Raw genomic sequence first — 13,249 nt, 5'->3', positions numbered from 1 at the left:
CCTACCTCGCAATGGAACGCTGAGTGGTTGCCCAAGCCGTAGATGTGACCACGCCGGTGATTAACGCCCCTGGCTCAAAGCAGCAGCCACATCCGGCAATAACTTTCCTGTTACGGGGTCGATCACACCGTTGAAACAGGTGCCTTTGATGCCTCGGCTGATATTGAAGGTCGTGGCATCGCACATAGGCGATTTTCCGGCGGAATCATAGGAGTAATACAGCACATAGCCAATATTGATCGGGCTCGGCATCGAACGAAGATGCTGAACGACCTGATTCTGAAACGTCTCGATCACCTCGGCTCGCGTCATCGGCCCAAAACGATGCTCAGGATCGGGCTTGTTGAGATCGAGTGTGGCGTTACCACGCTTTGCAGGCTGGAAATACCATCGGTGGCTCGACCAGAACGCAGAGGCCACCTCATTCCACTCGGTAATCCATATGGCTTTTTGCCGGCCATGCGGAAAGATGGCCGCCTGGCTGGTCAGTTGTCCCGTTGCCTGGGTAACCATGCCGAGGGTCGTATCGGATGATGGATAGATGTGCGTGCCATATCCGTCGACCAGGCTGGTGTAATCGAATGATTTTCCCGTTTTATCCTTGAAATTTGCCAAGGCAGCGATAAGCGGTGCCGAGTTGCCGCTCGGGTTGGACATACCGAAGGTGATGAGCCTGGTATGCGGAAAGTATTCCCTGGCCACCCTGGCGAAGGTAGCCAGAAACGGGGCATAGCCTGCGGCAAAAGTGTGTACCTGTTCGGCGGTCAGAAACCACTTCCACTGGTGCGCCGCAAATTCCGATGTCTTGGGCATGTCCGCGTCGTTGCAGTAGAGATCGAGTTCGTTGCCGATCTCGAAGGCGTCGACAGACTCGCCCGCTTGCTTGACCGCTTCAAGATGCGCGCGCAGGTGCTGCTCGAATTTGGACAGGTCGATCTTGCTTAGCGGAAACGTACCCCACTGGCAGCCACTTGCCGCGGGGCTTAGGTGATCTTTCGGATCGAAGTCGCTCGCACTGGCCCCGACGACGGCAAGCACCTTGATGCCACGAGCATGCATTTGTCGAACCAGGTCGACAAACAACTGAATATCTTGCGGCGTATCCCCGCCAAACCCATCCCGAAACCATTGTGGATGAAGCTTGGCTATGCCATCGAATACGGCGATTCGTCGTGCCTCGAAAACACCGTTGCCGTTGTACGGCCCATTGAAAGGATAGACATTCGGCTCGGCGGGCGGCGAAAGCGTCCATTCGGTGCTCATGTTTGAGCGGTCGATGCCTGTTTCCGGCTTTGGAATGGCAGCGGCATCGAACGCCAGGCCGGAAAGGGCAGTGAACGATAACGCCACGCCCAGACATAGCCGCGATAGGCAACGCGGTGAAATGCTCATCCAACGCCTCTCGTGAATACCTGGCGACATGCGATCGTCAAGGTGAGTATGACGCCAACCATAGCGCCTGGAAGCTGCTCGGACGACAGGTTACGCCTGAAACATTAGTGTCACACGCAAGCATCCAGGCCTCATATCCAGAAAATCTCGAATCATCAATGGGCGGCACAAACGTCCAATAGCAACAGTCCGAACAGAGATAGTGTTGCCCTGTCGTTCGGCAAATCAACTACGTCCAGGCGTCGTCGTTTCGAAACGGCGCATGTCAGCGCGCGCGATCGTAGCGACGCGGCTCATCAGTCGATTTGGTCCCAGTCAACAACCTTCGTATCGGGCAACGTACTCCATGACCTCCTCCGAACTCGCAGCAAAATCCTCTCACCCGCTTCCCGTGGCCGATGGCGACTTCTATCTCGTCAGCCGCACGCTCTCGCCGGAAGACGAAGCGATCCGCCTGAAGGTTCGCGCCTTCATGGAAGCGGAGGTCCAGCCGATCATCGCGGATTTTTGGGAGCGCGACGAATTTCCCTTCGATCTCCTGCCAAAGATCAAAGCCCTCAACATCATGGGACTGCCCTATGAGGGATACGGCTGTCCGGGCCGTTCGACCACCCTGATGGGATTCATCATGATGGAGATAGCGCGCGTCGACTGTTCGCTGTCTACATTCTTCGGCGTGCATACGGGCCTGGCGATGGGCTCGATCTATCTGTGCGGATCGGAAGAGCAGAAGCAAAAATGGCTGCCGCAGATGGCAGCTCTAGAAAAGGTGGGCTCATTCGGGCTGACCGAACCGTTGGTCGGTTCAGGCACATCCGGCGGCCTCCTGACCACTGCCAAACGCTCCGGTGACACGTGGACGCTGAACGGCGAGAAGAAATGGATCGGCAACTCCACCTGGGGTGACCTTACGATCATCTGGGCGCGCGACGTCGACGATGGGCAGGTCAAGGGGTTCATTGTCGAGAAAGGGACGCCCGGCTTCTCCGTCGAAAAAATCCTGCACAAGATGGCGCTACGCGTCGTGCAGAACGGCCATATCACACTCACCGATTGCAAGGTCAGCGAGGCCAATCGCCTGGCGAATGCGAATTCGTTCGCCGATACCGCCCGCGTACTGCGCATGACGCGAGCCGGCGTCGCCTGGGAATCGGTGGGATGCGCCACGGGCGCCTACGAACATGCGCTTCGCTATGCCCAGACGCGAGAGCAGTTTGGCCGGCCGATTGCGAAGTTCCAGCTCGTGCAGGATCTGTTGTTCAAGATGCTCGGCAATATCACCTCCACCCAGGCGCTGTGCCTGAGGCTCTCGCAACTCCAGGATCAAGGGCTGATGCGGGACGAGCATGCATCCCTGGCCAAGGGCGTTTGCACGACCCGCATGCGCGAGACGGTCGGCTGGGCGCGCGAGCTCCTGGGCGCCAACGGCATTCTGCTCGACCAGCACATCGGACGCTTCGTCGCGGACGCGGAGGCGCTCTATTCCTATGAGGGCACGCGCGAGATGAACGCGCTGATTGTGGGCAAGGCGATTACCGGCTTCAGTGCTTTTGTTTGAGCGCGGCGCTGCGCTGACATTCACATCCCCTTCCCTTCTTCCGCTGGCCGGCGATAGCCCAGGCGATCGCCGCCACGGATGGACCTGAATTCGAGACACCCCGATGAACACCCAAGTGATCGATCGCCTTCTCCTGCTGGAAGCCAGGCCGCCACGCATGCTGTCTGTTTCGCTGAGCGGCAACCGTGTGGACGTGCTCGTCGACAACCTCGGCGGAACCCCCGATGGCATCGCTGTCGACCATCTCCATGGTCACATCTACTGGACCAATATGGGCGAAGACTGGTCCAAGAATGATGGCTTTATTGAACGCGTCGATTTTGACGGCTCGAACCGTACTATCGTCATTCCTCAAGGGGCTACCTTCACGCCAAAACAGATCCAGGTCGATGCAGAAGCCGGACTGCTTTATTGGTGCGACCGCGAAGGCATGCGCGTGATGCGTGCCCGCACCGACGGCAGCGATATCACGGTGTTGGTCGAGACAGGATCGACCGAGATCGATCGCGCAGACGAGCGCCTGCATTGCGTCGGCATTGCCCTCGATCGCGCAGCCGGCCGCCTTTACTGGACACAGAAAGGACCACCCAAGGGCGGGAAAGGCCGCCTCCTCAGCGCCCCCATCGACCTGCCCGCAGGCATGTCGCCACGGCATCGAAGCGACATCACTGTCGTGTTCGACAACCTTCCCGAGCCGATCGATCTGGAATGGGACGAGGCGAACAGCCTGCTGTATTGGACCGATCGTGGCGCGCCGCCGCTGGGAAACACGTTGAACAGGTGTCGCATTGGCCACCAAACGCACGAGTCGCCACAGATCCTGCTTTCCAACCTTGAGGAAGGCATCGGTCTGGCACTCGATGTCGCCACCCAGCAGGCATTCGTCAGCGATCTGGGCGGTTATGTCCGCGTCGCTTCTCTCGATGAATCAAGCGAACCCAAGGTGGTCTTGTCCGGCCGCGGGCTGCTGACCGGCATCGCGCTATGGCGCGTGCGCGCATCTTGACGCCCTTCACCAGAGCACTCCCTATGCCATCGGCCATCTCTGAATTTAACTTTCAAGCGATTGCTTATACGAAGCATGATTTGATCGCATGCATCACACTCAATCGTCCGCAAGTGATGAATGCGCTCAACCGGGCCACCATCGCCGAACTGACCGCGGCCTTTGCCGACGCGCGCGAAGACAACGACGTTCATGGCGTCATCCTGACCGGCGCAGGCGGGAAAGCATTTGCAGCAGGCGCTGACATATCCGAGTTGGCAAAAGCCAAGCCGACTGATGCCGAGGAGCAGGCACGGCGTGGTCAGCAACTCACCCTTCTGATCGAGACACTGGGCAAACCCGTCATCGCCGCGGTGAACGGCCTGGCGCTGGGCGGTGGATGCGAACTGGCGATGGCATGCAGCTTGCGCCTGGCCACGGAAGAAGCACGATTCGGCCAGCCAGAAATCAAGCTTGGCCTGATCCCCGGATTCGGCGGCACCCAGCGCCTGGCACGCCTGATCGGCAAGGCACAAGCGACGCAACTCATTCTAACCGGAGAGACCATTGCGGCAGCCGAAGCCTATCGGCTTGGCCTGATCAACGAGATCGTTCCAAGCGATCAATTGCTGACCCGGGCCGAGGAGATCCTGCGCCGCATCGGCAACAACGCACCGCTCGCAGTGCGCTACGCATTACAGGCCATCACCGAAGGGCTCAACCAGACCGTCCGCGCAGGCATGGATCTGGAAAGCGCCTTGTTTGCGGTGTGCGCGAGTACCGAGGATATGCGCGAAGGCACGACGGCCTTCCTCGAAAAACGCTACCCCGTTTTCAACGGACGTTAATGCACCTTATTCCGCCATCGATCACGTCCGTATCGGCGCATCGCTCGGCCACCCGCTTCTTGAAAGGATCCGAACTCCATGTCTGATGCATCGAACATCTTCTCCGGCCTCAAGGTCGTCGATTTCGCGAGCTTTATTGCCGGGCCCGCTGCAGCGACCATCCTCTCGGACTTTGGCGCCGACGTCATCAAGGTGGAACCGCCAGGCATCGGCGATCCGTACCGCTACTTTACGACCGTACCGCCGAACCCCGTCAGCGACGTCAACTACGCCTGGCAGCTCACCAACCGAAACAAGCGCAGTCTGGCGCTCAATCTGAAGGCCCCCGAATCGCGGGAAGTTGTCGAGCGCCTGGTTCGCTGGGCCGACGTGGTCGTGGTCAACTTTCCCCCACGCGTCAAGGCTGGGCTGGGTTTGAACTATGAAGCGCTCGCTCCGCTAAACCCGCGTCTGATCTATGCGGACATCACCGGTTACGGGAGCCGTGGGCCGGAAGCCGATACTCCAGGGTTCGACATTACGGCTTACTGGGCACGCTCCGGACTGATGGAGGTTACCCACGATGCGGGTAGCCCACCGACCTTGCCGGTCCCCGGCATCGGCGACCATGCGACGGCAACGACGCTCTATGCGTCGATCGTCACGGCACTGTTTGCACGCGAGAAAACCGGCAAAGGCACGCATGTGACCACCTCTCTGATCGCCAACGGCATCTGGGCAGCTGGCGCATGGGTCGAGGGTGCGCTCAATGGCGGGCACTTTTTTTCGCAGCATGATCGAAACACGCCGCCCAACGCGTTGCTCAACCCCTACCAGACGTCCGATGACCGTTGGCTCCTGATAGTCGCCGCTCAACAGAAGGATTGGGGTGGCTTTATCCAGGCCATAGGCCAGCCGCAGCTGGCCGCGGATCCGCGCTTTGCCGACGCGCGCAAGCGGCTTGAGAACTCGGCGGATCTGGTAAAGATCTTCGATCCGCTGTTTGCAAGCCAGCCACTGGCTCATTGGAAAAAAGTCCTGAACGAAGGCCGCGTTATTTTCGGCGTCGTGCAGAACGCCGTCGAGATCATCAACGATCCCCAGCTGGAGGCGAACAACATCGTCGTTCCGCTCGAGGGAACCGCCAATCCGCAAGCACGCACGGTCAGCAGTCCGATAGAAATCGCCGGATTCCCGAAAACAAAGCCGCGAATCGCGCCTGAGCTTGGCGAGCACAACGAAGACGTACTCAAGAGTCTCGATTTCAGTGCGGACGCGATCGCGCAGTTGCATCGAAGCGGCGCGTTCGGTGATGGCGCTGCATGACGCCATCGCTCGCGCGGGTCCGGTTTATCAGTCTTGTTTGATTTGAAGTTAGGAGACGCTGCATGGCAAGGGCGATAAAGAAAGTCGCAATCATCGGTACTGGCGTTATCGGCGCAAGCTGGTCCGCTCTATTTCTCGCAAAGGGACTCGACGTCGTAGCGACGGACGTCGCACCGAACGCCAAGGCTTCGCTGGAGGCGTTTATCGCAGCGGCATGGCCTGCGCTCGAACGCCTGGGGCTGGCGCCGGGCGCATCGCGAGAACGCCTGACATTCACGACCGAGCTGGATGCCGCGATCGCCGACTGCGATCTTGTGCAGGAAAACGGCCCCGAAAGAATCGCCTTCAAGCGCGATCTCTACAAACATCTCGATGAAAAGCTGGCATCGGACGTCATTATCGCCTCGAGTTCTTCCGGGTTGACGATGAGCGAGATCCAGTCCGCCTGCGAGCGCCATCCCGAGCGTTGCGTCATTGGCCATCCGTTCAACCCGCCGCATCTTGTACCACTGGTCGAGATTGTCGGCGGGTCCAGGACATCGCCCGAGACGATCGACCGCGCGATGGCGTTCTACAACGGCCTCGGTAAGCGGGCCATCCGCGTGCGCAAGGAAGTCCCGGGACACGTCGCCAACCGGCTTGCCGCGGCGCTCTACCGTGAAGTCACCTATCTCGTCTCCGAAGGCGTCGTGGACGTCACCGATGTCGATGCCGCCATCTCCTGGGGGCCCGGCCTGCGGTGGGGAATCATGGGACCGAACCTGCTTTATCACCTGGGTGGCGGCGCCGGGGGCATCGAGCACTTCTTCGACCAGTTCACCGGACCGATGACCGCGTGGTGGAACACGCTTGGGACGCCGGAGATTACGCCGGAAGTTCGCGCGACGATCATCGAGGGGGTGCGCGCTGAAGTTCAATCCCGTTCGATTCCCGAGTTAGAGGCGTATCGAGATGAAATATTGCTCGGCTTGCTGGAATTGAGGAAAGGCGAACGCTGAGGATCTGCGGATCCATGGCGACAGAAGAAAGCCCGCTGCTTGAGCGGGCTTTTTCTTTCTAAAAGCCCCTCCTACTCGTCATCCCGGCGCGGGCCGGGATCCAGTGGCGTTATCGGTAGGTTGTCGCGTCAGAGCCTGGATCTGATCACGAAACCCTGCAACCGAAGCCACTGGATCCCGGCCTGCGCCGGGATGACGAATAGGTTGGGTTTTCTGAGACTTCCGGAAATTACTCCTAAGAGTAGAAAAGATTTACCGGAAGTGAGCTTGGCCGGCGAGCGGCATTCGCCGAAAGTATTTATCTCACCGCACCCCAAGCCTGCCAACGCAACGAGGAAACGTGTCATGTCCATTACTGCCACTCCGACGCCCGGCAAGACCCTGCTGACACCGCGCGATCATGCCCTGGTCATGATCGATTTCCAGTCGCAGATGTCGTTCGCCACCCATTCGATTGACGCCATCACCCTGCGCAACAACGCCGGCCTTGTGGCACGCGCGGCGGCCAGCTTCAAGGTCCCCACCATTCTGACGACGGTGGCGGCAAAGACCTTTTCCGGCCCGATGTTCAGCGAGGTTACCGACCCGTTTCCCGGCCAGGCGCTTCTCGATCGCACCTCGATGAACACCTGGGAAGACGCCGCGGTGATCAAGAAGATCAACGAAATCGGCAAGAGTCGTATTGTCCTGGCAGGCTTGTGGACATCGGTATGCATCGTCGGTCCTGCATTGTCGGCGCTCGATCAAGGTTTCGAGATCTATGTGATCGCCGACGCTTGTGGTGATGTCTCCGCCGAAGCGCATAACCGCGCGATCGAGCGCATGGTGCAAGCGGGCGCCCGCCCGATGACGGCCCTGCAATACCTGCTCGAATTGCAGCGCGACTGGGCACGTGCCGAGACTTACGAGAGCACCACCGGTATCGCCAAGCAGTTCGGTGGTTCTTATGGCCTTGGCGTCACCTATGCCAAGAGCATGTTCGGGGCGCACGAAGGTTGATGCCGCGTGCAGGCGGTGACATCGCGTCACCGCCCCGAGGCGGGGAGTCGGCCATGAAGTCTTATCTGCTTTCTTTTGCCGCGGGGCTATTGGTGGGCTGCATCTACAGCCTCATCAGGGTACGCTCGCCTGCCCCGCCGCTGATTGCGCTTATTGGGCTGCTGGGTATTCTGCTTGGCGAGCAAAGCCCGTCGCTGATCAAACACTTCTTTATCAAAGAAGACGCAAAGACCAGCCAGGCCAGCGGTCAGCTATCGAAGACGAACACCGATCCGGAGGCTAAGTCATGAGCAGTCGACAGGTTCCGCCCGAACTCATTCTGTACAACGGCCGGTTCACCACGCTCGATCGCGGCAAGCCCTCAGCTACGGCCGTTGCTGTCGCCCATGGCGTGTTCACCGCCATCGGCGACGAGGCGGATATCCTGTCTCTGGCGACCTCCAATACCCGGCTGATCGATCTCCATGGCCGGCGCGTATTGCCCGGCCTGATCGACAACCACCTGCACATCATCCGCGGCGGTCTGAACTACAACATGGAGTTGCGTTGGGACGGCGTTCGTTCGCTCGCCGACGCGATGGACATGCTCAAGCGCCAGGTAGCGATTACGCCACCGCCGCAGTGGGTGCGCGTGGTGGGCGGCTTCACCGAACACCAGTTCGCCGAAAAGCGCCTGCCCACTATCGCCGAGCTCAATGCGGTAGCACCGGACACGCCGGTATTCCTGCTCCATCTCTACGATCGCGCCTTGCTCAATGGCGCCGCCTTGCGTGCCGTGGGTTATACCCGTGACACGCCCGCGCCGCCGGGGGGCGAGATCGTGCGCGATAGCGACGGTAATCCGACCGGCTTGCTGCTGGCCAAGCCGAATGCGGCCATTCTCTATGCCACGCTGGCTCGCGGCCCCAAGCTCCCCTTCGACTATCAACTCAACTCCACGCGCCATTTCATGCGCGAGCTCAACCGGCTCGGCGTCACCGGCGCCATCGATGCCGGCGGCGGTTCGCAGAACTATCCCGACGACTACGCCGTGATCCAGCAGTTGGCCGACGATGGGCAGCTCACCATTCGCCTGGCCTACAACTTGTTCACGCAAAAGCCCCAGGCGGAGAAGGACGACTTTCTCAACTGGACGAAGCATTCCAAGTACAAGCAGGGCGACGACTATTTCCGCCATAACGGCGCCGGCGAGATGCTGGTGTTCTCCGCCGCCGACTTCGAGGACTTCCGCGAACCACGGCCGGATATGCCGGCGCAGATGGAGGACGACCTTGAGGGCGTGGTGCGCATCTTGGCCGAGAATCGCTGGCCCTGGCGCATGCATGCCACATACGACGAGACGATCAGCCGCGCGCTGGACGTGTTCGAGCACGTCAACAAGGACATCCCGCTGCAAGGTCTGCACTGGTTCATCGATCATGCCGAAACGATTTCGGATCGTTCGATCGACCGCATCGCGGCGCTCGGTGGCGGCGTTGCCGTGCAGCACCGCATGGCCTACCAGGGCGAATATTTCGTGGAGCGCTACGGGTCGATCGCCGCCGAAGCAACGCCTCCGGTGGCAAAGATTCTCGACAAGGGCGTACCCGTTTCGGCTGGCACCGATGCGACCCGCGTGGCCTCCTATAACCCATGGGTATCGCTGGCGTGGCTGGTTACGGGGCGCACGGTGGGCGGGTTGCGCTTATATCCGCAGCGCAATTGCCTGGATCGCGAAACCGCGCTCCGTATGTGGACCGAGAACGTTACCTGGTTCTCCAACGAAGTCGGCAAGAAGGGACAGATCAAGGTGGGCCAGTTCGCCGACCTGATCGTGCCCGATCGCGACTTCTTCGCGTGTGCGGAAGACGAGATTGCCGATACCGTGTCGGAACTGACCATGGTCGGCGGCAAGATCGTCTACAGCGCCGGCAACTTCAGCGGATTCCAGGAAGTGACCGTGCCTGCGGCCATGCCGGACTGGTCGCCGGTGCGTCGTTTCGGCGGCTATGCAGGCTGGGCCGACGAAGCCGCTCATGCCAAACGCGTCGCTGCTCCCGCTTGTGGATGCGCCCATACCTGCGGAGTGCACGGTCACGATCACGCTCGTTCGTGGACCAGTCACGCGCCGGTCGATGACCTCAAATCGTTCTGGGGCACATTGGGTTGCGCCTGTTGGGCGGTATAGACATGCGCACCTGGACTCCGCCATTACTGATACAGCGCGTGGCGTTGCTGCTGCTGTGTGCCGCTTATCTGCAAGGCGGTATCGACAAGGCCTGGGATTTCCGTGGTGCCGTCGCCGAAACGATCCATTTTGGACTGCCGATACCGGCACTGGTTACGGCGCTGACCATCGTGATCGAATTGGTCGCCTCGGTGCTTATCGTCACCGGCTTTTATCGGTGGGCGGGTGCGCTGGTGCTGGCCGGCTTCACTTTAATGGCCACGTTTCTGGCCAACCGTTTTTGGGAGCTTCCGCTCGCACAGCGTTTCCCGATCGAGAACGCCTTTTTTGAGCATCTCGGGCTGGTCGGCGGTTTCCTGCTGGTAGCCTGGCATGATCTGCGAGACCGCCGCACCAAAGTTTCTTTCACTCCATCCTGATCCGGAGTTAGACATGCGTATTTCCTCTTTCTTGCTGACAGCCTTATGGGGTGTCGGTCTGGCATTGTCAGCGACCGCGACCTCCTCACAGGCACGCGACGCCACGCCCACGCCTGTGGTCGCGGTGGGCTCGCAGTACGACACCACCCATGTCTACGTCGCGCCCACGGATGTCGACCGCTTCGCCCAAAGCTTCCTGGCCACCTTTGGCGGGCAGAGCACGAAGCAAGGTGTCGCCCAGGTCACGCCAACACCCAGCAGCACTACCACGCAGCTACTGCAGACACCGGTGGGCACTGTGTCGTTGTTCGGTTTCAAGACACCCATTCCGCGCCCGTTCGGCGACGAGCGCACCGGTTACCTGGTGAAGGACATGGATGTGGCCATTCGTGCAGCCCGTGCAGCCGGCGCCGACGTCATCGTCTCTACGTTTCCCGATCCGATCGGTCGCGATGCGGTCATCCAGTGGCCGGGTGGCGTGAACATGCAGTTGTATTGGCACACCACGCCGCCGAACTACGCGGCATTCCAGACCGTGCCGGAGAATCGCGTCTATGTTTCGCCAGACCGTGCGGACGCGTTCGTGCGCAGTTTTCTTGCTTTCTCGCATGGCAAGGTCGTCTCCGACAATCCCCATGCGCCAGGCATAGAGATCGGCCGAGCCGGCGATACGTTCCGCCGCATCCGTATCGAATCGACCTTCGGCAAGATGTCGGTACAGGTCACCGATGGACACCTTCCGTGGCCGTACGGTCATGAAATGACCGGCTACGAGGTGCCTCATCTGGCCGATACGCTCGCCAAGGCCAAAGCCAGCGGCGCCAACGTGCTGGTGGAACCCTATACCGCCGATGGCCGACAGATCGCCATGATCTTGTTCCCGGGCGGCTACGTCGCGGAAGTCCATGCGGCGACCGGACAGTAAGACTCACCCATTGCTACGCGACACCGTTGCCCGCGGTGTCGCGTGCGGGCTGCTTGCCCTGCTCCCGGTGGCAACGGTTTGCGCGCAGGACAGTGCTCCAACTCGCCCCACGCCCATGTTCAGTCGCTGGCAGGAGGACTGGTCGGCACTGGCCAACCCGTCCCTGAGAAACCGGCCAGGCGATGCGCTGAAATACATTCCGCTTGCCGCCGACGATCCGTCCAGCTATCTCTCGCTAGGATTGAATCTGCGTGAGCGTGTGGAATACAACGACGACGTGGGGTTCGGTGTGGGCGCTAACCGGTCGGACAGCTACCTCATTCAGCGTCTCCAGGTACATGCCGATCTCCACTTCAATTCGCATTGGCAGCTGTTTACCCAGCTCGAGGACGCGCGCGACTATGGCAAGCAGGTCACCACATCGGCGGACCGCAATCCCGTCGACCTGCGTCTCGATTTTGTTGCGTACAACACCACGATCGGCGACGACACGTTCAAATTCCGTGCAGGCCGTCAGGAGTTCGCCTTCGACTTGCAGCGCTTCGTGTCGCTACGTGACGGCCCCAATGTACGCCAGGCATTCGATGCGATCTGGGCAGGCTGGGAAACCCGGTCCTGGCATGTCATCGGCTTTATCAGCCAGCCGGTGCAGTATCGGGACGCTCAGGATTTCGACGACTATTCCGATCGGCATTTGCGCTTCAACATGGTCCGTGCGGAGCATCTGCTGTTCGGTTCACAGGAGCTGTCCGCGTACTACGCGTTGTACTCCCGGGATAACGCGCGTTACATCGACGCCAGCGGAAGAGAATCACGACACATATTCGATGTCCGCTACGCCGGCGCCGCCCGCGGCCTGGACTGGGATCTGGAAACCATGATCCAGCGCGGCTCGGTCGGCGCCAGTGACATTCGCGCCTGGGCCATAGGCACACGCGCCGGCTACACCTTTGCTACAACGTCCTGGCAGCCCCGCCTTGGCTTGCAGCTGGATGCCGCATCCGGCGATCGCCATGGCGCGGACCACACCGTAGGCACTTTCAACCCGCTCTTCCCCAATGGGTACTACCTCACGCTCGCGGGTTATACCGGGTACGTCAACTTCATCCATGTAAAACCGTCGGTGACGGTCAAGCCCATAAGCCGGCTAACGCTAACGGCGGCATTCGCGCTGCAGTGGCGTCAGACCACCGCCGATGCCGTGTATACGCAACCCAATATCCCCATCCCTGGCACGGCCGGTCAGGGTGGGCGCTGGACGGGCAGCTACGGCCAGCTTCGTGGCGACTACGCCATCAACACAAACCTCGTGGCTGCCTTGGAAATGGTGCATTTCGAGGTTGGCAATGCCCTTCGTCGTGCCGGCGCGCACAATTCCAACTATCTGGGTATGGAGCTCAAGTATCTATGGTAATCGGTACGCAAACATCCATAACCGTTGATATGCCACAGCGGTCAAGCACCTTGCTTCGGCTGGTCTCCTAGCACTCTTGGCTTATGTGCTCTTGGCCTATCTCCTTCCTCGGGTAATTCGGAAACCCGGCGATCGGAGTAAAACGTGAAGGGCAAGCCCAGATAGTGCGGAGGGACGCCTCCGAGTCATCTTTATCTGCCGAACGGCCAAGCGCCGCGGGCTGAATCTTTGGGTTTCCA

The 13,249-nt window shown here is 60.2% G+C and carries 12 protein-coding genes; 11 read left to right on the top strand and 1 reads right to left on the bottom strand.

Annotated elements, in window-relative coordinates; translation table 11 throughout:
* Positions 1-60 precede the first annotated feature (60 nt).
* Positions 61-1,263 (bottom strand): hypothetical protein, encoded by a 1,203-nt coding sequence (locus ACZ6WW_RS06450; protein WP_465273456.1) that lies wholly within the window; start codon positions 1,261-1,263, stop codon positions 61-63.
* Between the two features lie 475 nt (positions 1,264-1,738).
* Here ACZ6WW_RS06450 and ACZ6WW_RS06445 point away from each other — a divergent pair, with 475 nt between their 5' ends.
* The 11 genes from ACZ6WW_RS06445 to ACZ6WW_RS06395 all read left to right on the top strand — a co-directional run bounded on the left by ACZ6WW_RS06445 (position 1,739) and on the right by ACZ6WW_RS06395 (position 13,010).
* Positions 1,739-2,950: an acyl-CoA dehydrogenase family protein gene (locus ACZ6WW_RS06445; protein WP_465273455.1), complete on the top strand. Its 1,212-nt coding sequence runs from the start codon at positions 1,739-1,741 to the stop codon at positions 2,948-2,950.
* Positions 2,951-3,053: 103 nt separating this feature from the next.
* Positions 3,054-3,956, top strand: coding sequence for a hypothetical protein (locus tag ACZ6WW_RS06440; protein WP_465273454.1), 903 nt, complete (start codon positions 3,054-3,056; stop codon positions 3,954-3,956).
* 23 nt (positions 3,957-3,979) lie between these two features.
* Entirely contained in the window at positions 3,980-4,783 is an 804-nt protein-coding gene (locus ACZ6WW_RS06435; protein ID WP_465273453.1) for an enoyl-CoA hydratase/isomerase family protein, read from the top strand.
* A gap of 78 nt (positions 4,784-4,861) precedes the next feature.
* Complete coding sequence (locus ACZ6WW_RS06430; RefSeq protein ID WP_465273452.1) at positions 4,862-6,088, top strand: CaiB/BaiF CoA transferase family protein; 1,227 nt, start codon at positions 4,862-4,864, stop codon at positions 6,086-6,088.
* Between the two features lie 62 nt (positions 6,089-6,150).
* Entirely contained in the window at positions 6,151-7,086 is a 936-nt protein-coding gene (locus ACZ6WW_RS06425; protein ID WP_465273451.1) for a 3-hydroxyacyl-CoA dehydrogenase NAD-binding domain-containing protein, read from the top strand.
* Positions 7,087-7,431: 345 nt separating this feature from the next.
* The gene (locus ACZ6WW_RS06420) at positions 7,432-8,085 is read left to right on the top strand and encodes a hydrolase (RefSeq protein ID WP_465273450.1); all 654 of its coding nucleotides are present in this window, start codon (positions 7,432-7,434) and stop codon (positions 8,083-8,085) included.
* A 53-nt stretch (positions 8,086-8,138) separates the two neighbouring features.
* Entirely contained in the window at positions 8,139-8,375 is a 237-nt protein-coding gene (locus tag ACZ6WW_RS06415) for a DUF1427 family protein (RefSeq protein WP_465273449.1), read from the top strand.
* A complete protein-coding gene (locus tag ACZ6WW_RS06410; RefSeq protein WP_465273448.1) occupies positions 8,372-10,252 on the top strand; it encodes an amidohydrolase in 1,881 nt (626 codons plus the stop codon). Before ACZ6WW_RS06415 ends, ACZ6WW_RS06410 begins: the two co-directional genes overlap by 4 nt.
* A 38-nt stretch (positions 10,253-10,290) precedes the next feature.
* Complete coding sequence (locus ACZ6WW_RS06405; RefSeq protein WP_465273447.1) at positions 10,291-10,671, top strand: DoxX family protein; 381 nt, start codon at positions 10,291-10,293, stop codon at positions 10,669-10,671.
* A gap of 13 nt (positions 10,672-10,684) precedes the next feature.
* Complete coding sequence (locus ACZ6WW_RS06400; RefSeq protein WP_465273446.1) at positions 10,685-11,596, top strand: glyoxalase; 912 nt, start codon at positions 10,685-10,687, stop codon at positions 11,594-11,596.
* Positions 11,577-13,010: an alginate export family protein gene (locus ACZ6WW_RS06395; RefSeq protein ID WP_465273445.1), complete on the top strand. Its 1,434-nt coding sequence runs from the start codon at positions 11,577-11,579 to the stop codon at positions 13,008-13,010. Before ACZ6WW_RS06400 ends, ACZ6WW_RS06395 begins: the two co-directional genes overlap by 20 nt.
* The last annotated feature ends 239 nt before the right edge of the window (positions 13,011-13,249 follow it).

The sequence above is a fragment of the Dyella sp. NPDC103356 genome (assembly GCF_055584465.1).
This window is presented reverse-complemented; position numbering and strand designations above follow the sequence as displayed.

Coding starts and splice junctions, on each gene's coding strand:
- ACZ6WW_RS06410 (WP_465273448.1), top strand. CDS start 8,372: ATGAGCAGTCGACAGGTTCCGCCCGAACTCATTCTGTACAACGGCCGG.
- ACZ6WW_RS06415 (WP_465273449.1), top strand. CDS start 8,139: ATGAAGTCTTATCTGCTTTCTTTTGCCGCGGGGCTATTGGTGGGCTGC.
- ACZ6WW_RS06425 (WP_465273451.1), top strand. CDS start 6,151: ATGGCAAGGGCGATAAAGAAAGTCGCAATCATCGGTACTGGCGTTATC.
- ACZ6WW_RS06435 (WP_465273453.1), top strand. CDS start 3,980: ATGCCATCGGCCATCTCTGAATTTAACTTTCAAGCGATTGCTTATACG.
- ACZ6WW_RS06430 (WP_465273452.1), top strand. CDS start 4,862: ATGTCTGATGCATCGAACATCTTCTCCGGCCTCAAGGTCGTCGATTTC.
- ACZ6WW_RS06420 (WP_465273450.1), top strand. CDS start 7,432: ATGTCCATTACTGCCACTCCGACGCCCGGCAAGACCCTGCTGACACCG.
- ACZ6WW_RS06440 (WP_465273454.1), top strand. CDS start 3,054: ATGAACACCCAAGTGATCGATCGCCTTCTCCTGCTGGAAGCCAGGCCG.
- ACZ6WW_RS06445 (WP_465273455.1), top strand. CDS start 1,739: ATGACCTCCTCCGAACTCGCAGCAAAATCCTCTCACCCGCTTCCCGTG.
- ACZ6WW_RS06450 (WP_465273456.1), bottom strand. CDS start 1,263: ATGAGCACCGAATGGACGCTTTCGCCGCCCGCCGAGCCGAATGTCTAT.
- ACZ6WW_RS06400 (WP_465273446.1), top strand. CDS start 10,685: ATGCGTATTTCCTCTTTCTTGCTGACAGCCTTATGGGGTGTCGGTCTG.
- ACZ6WW_RS06395 (WP_465273445.1), top strand. CDS start 11,577: ATGCGGCGACCGGACAGTAAGACTCACCCATTGCTACGCGACACCGTT.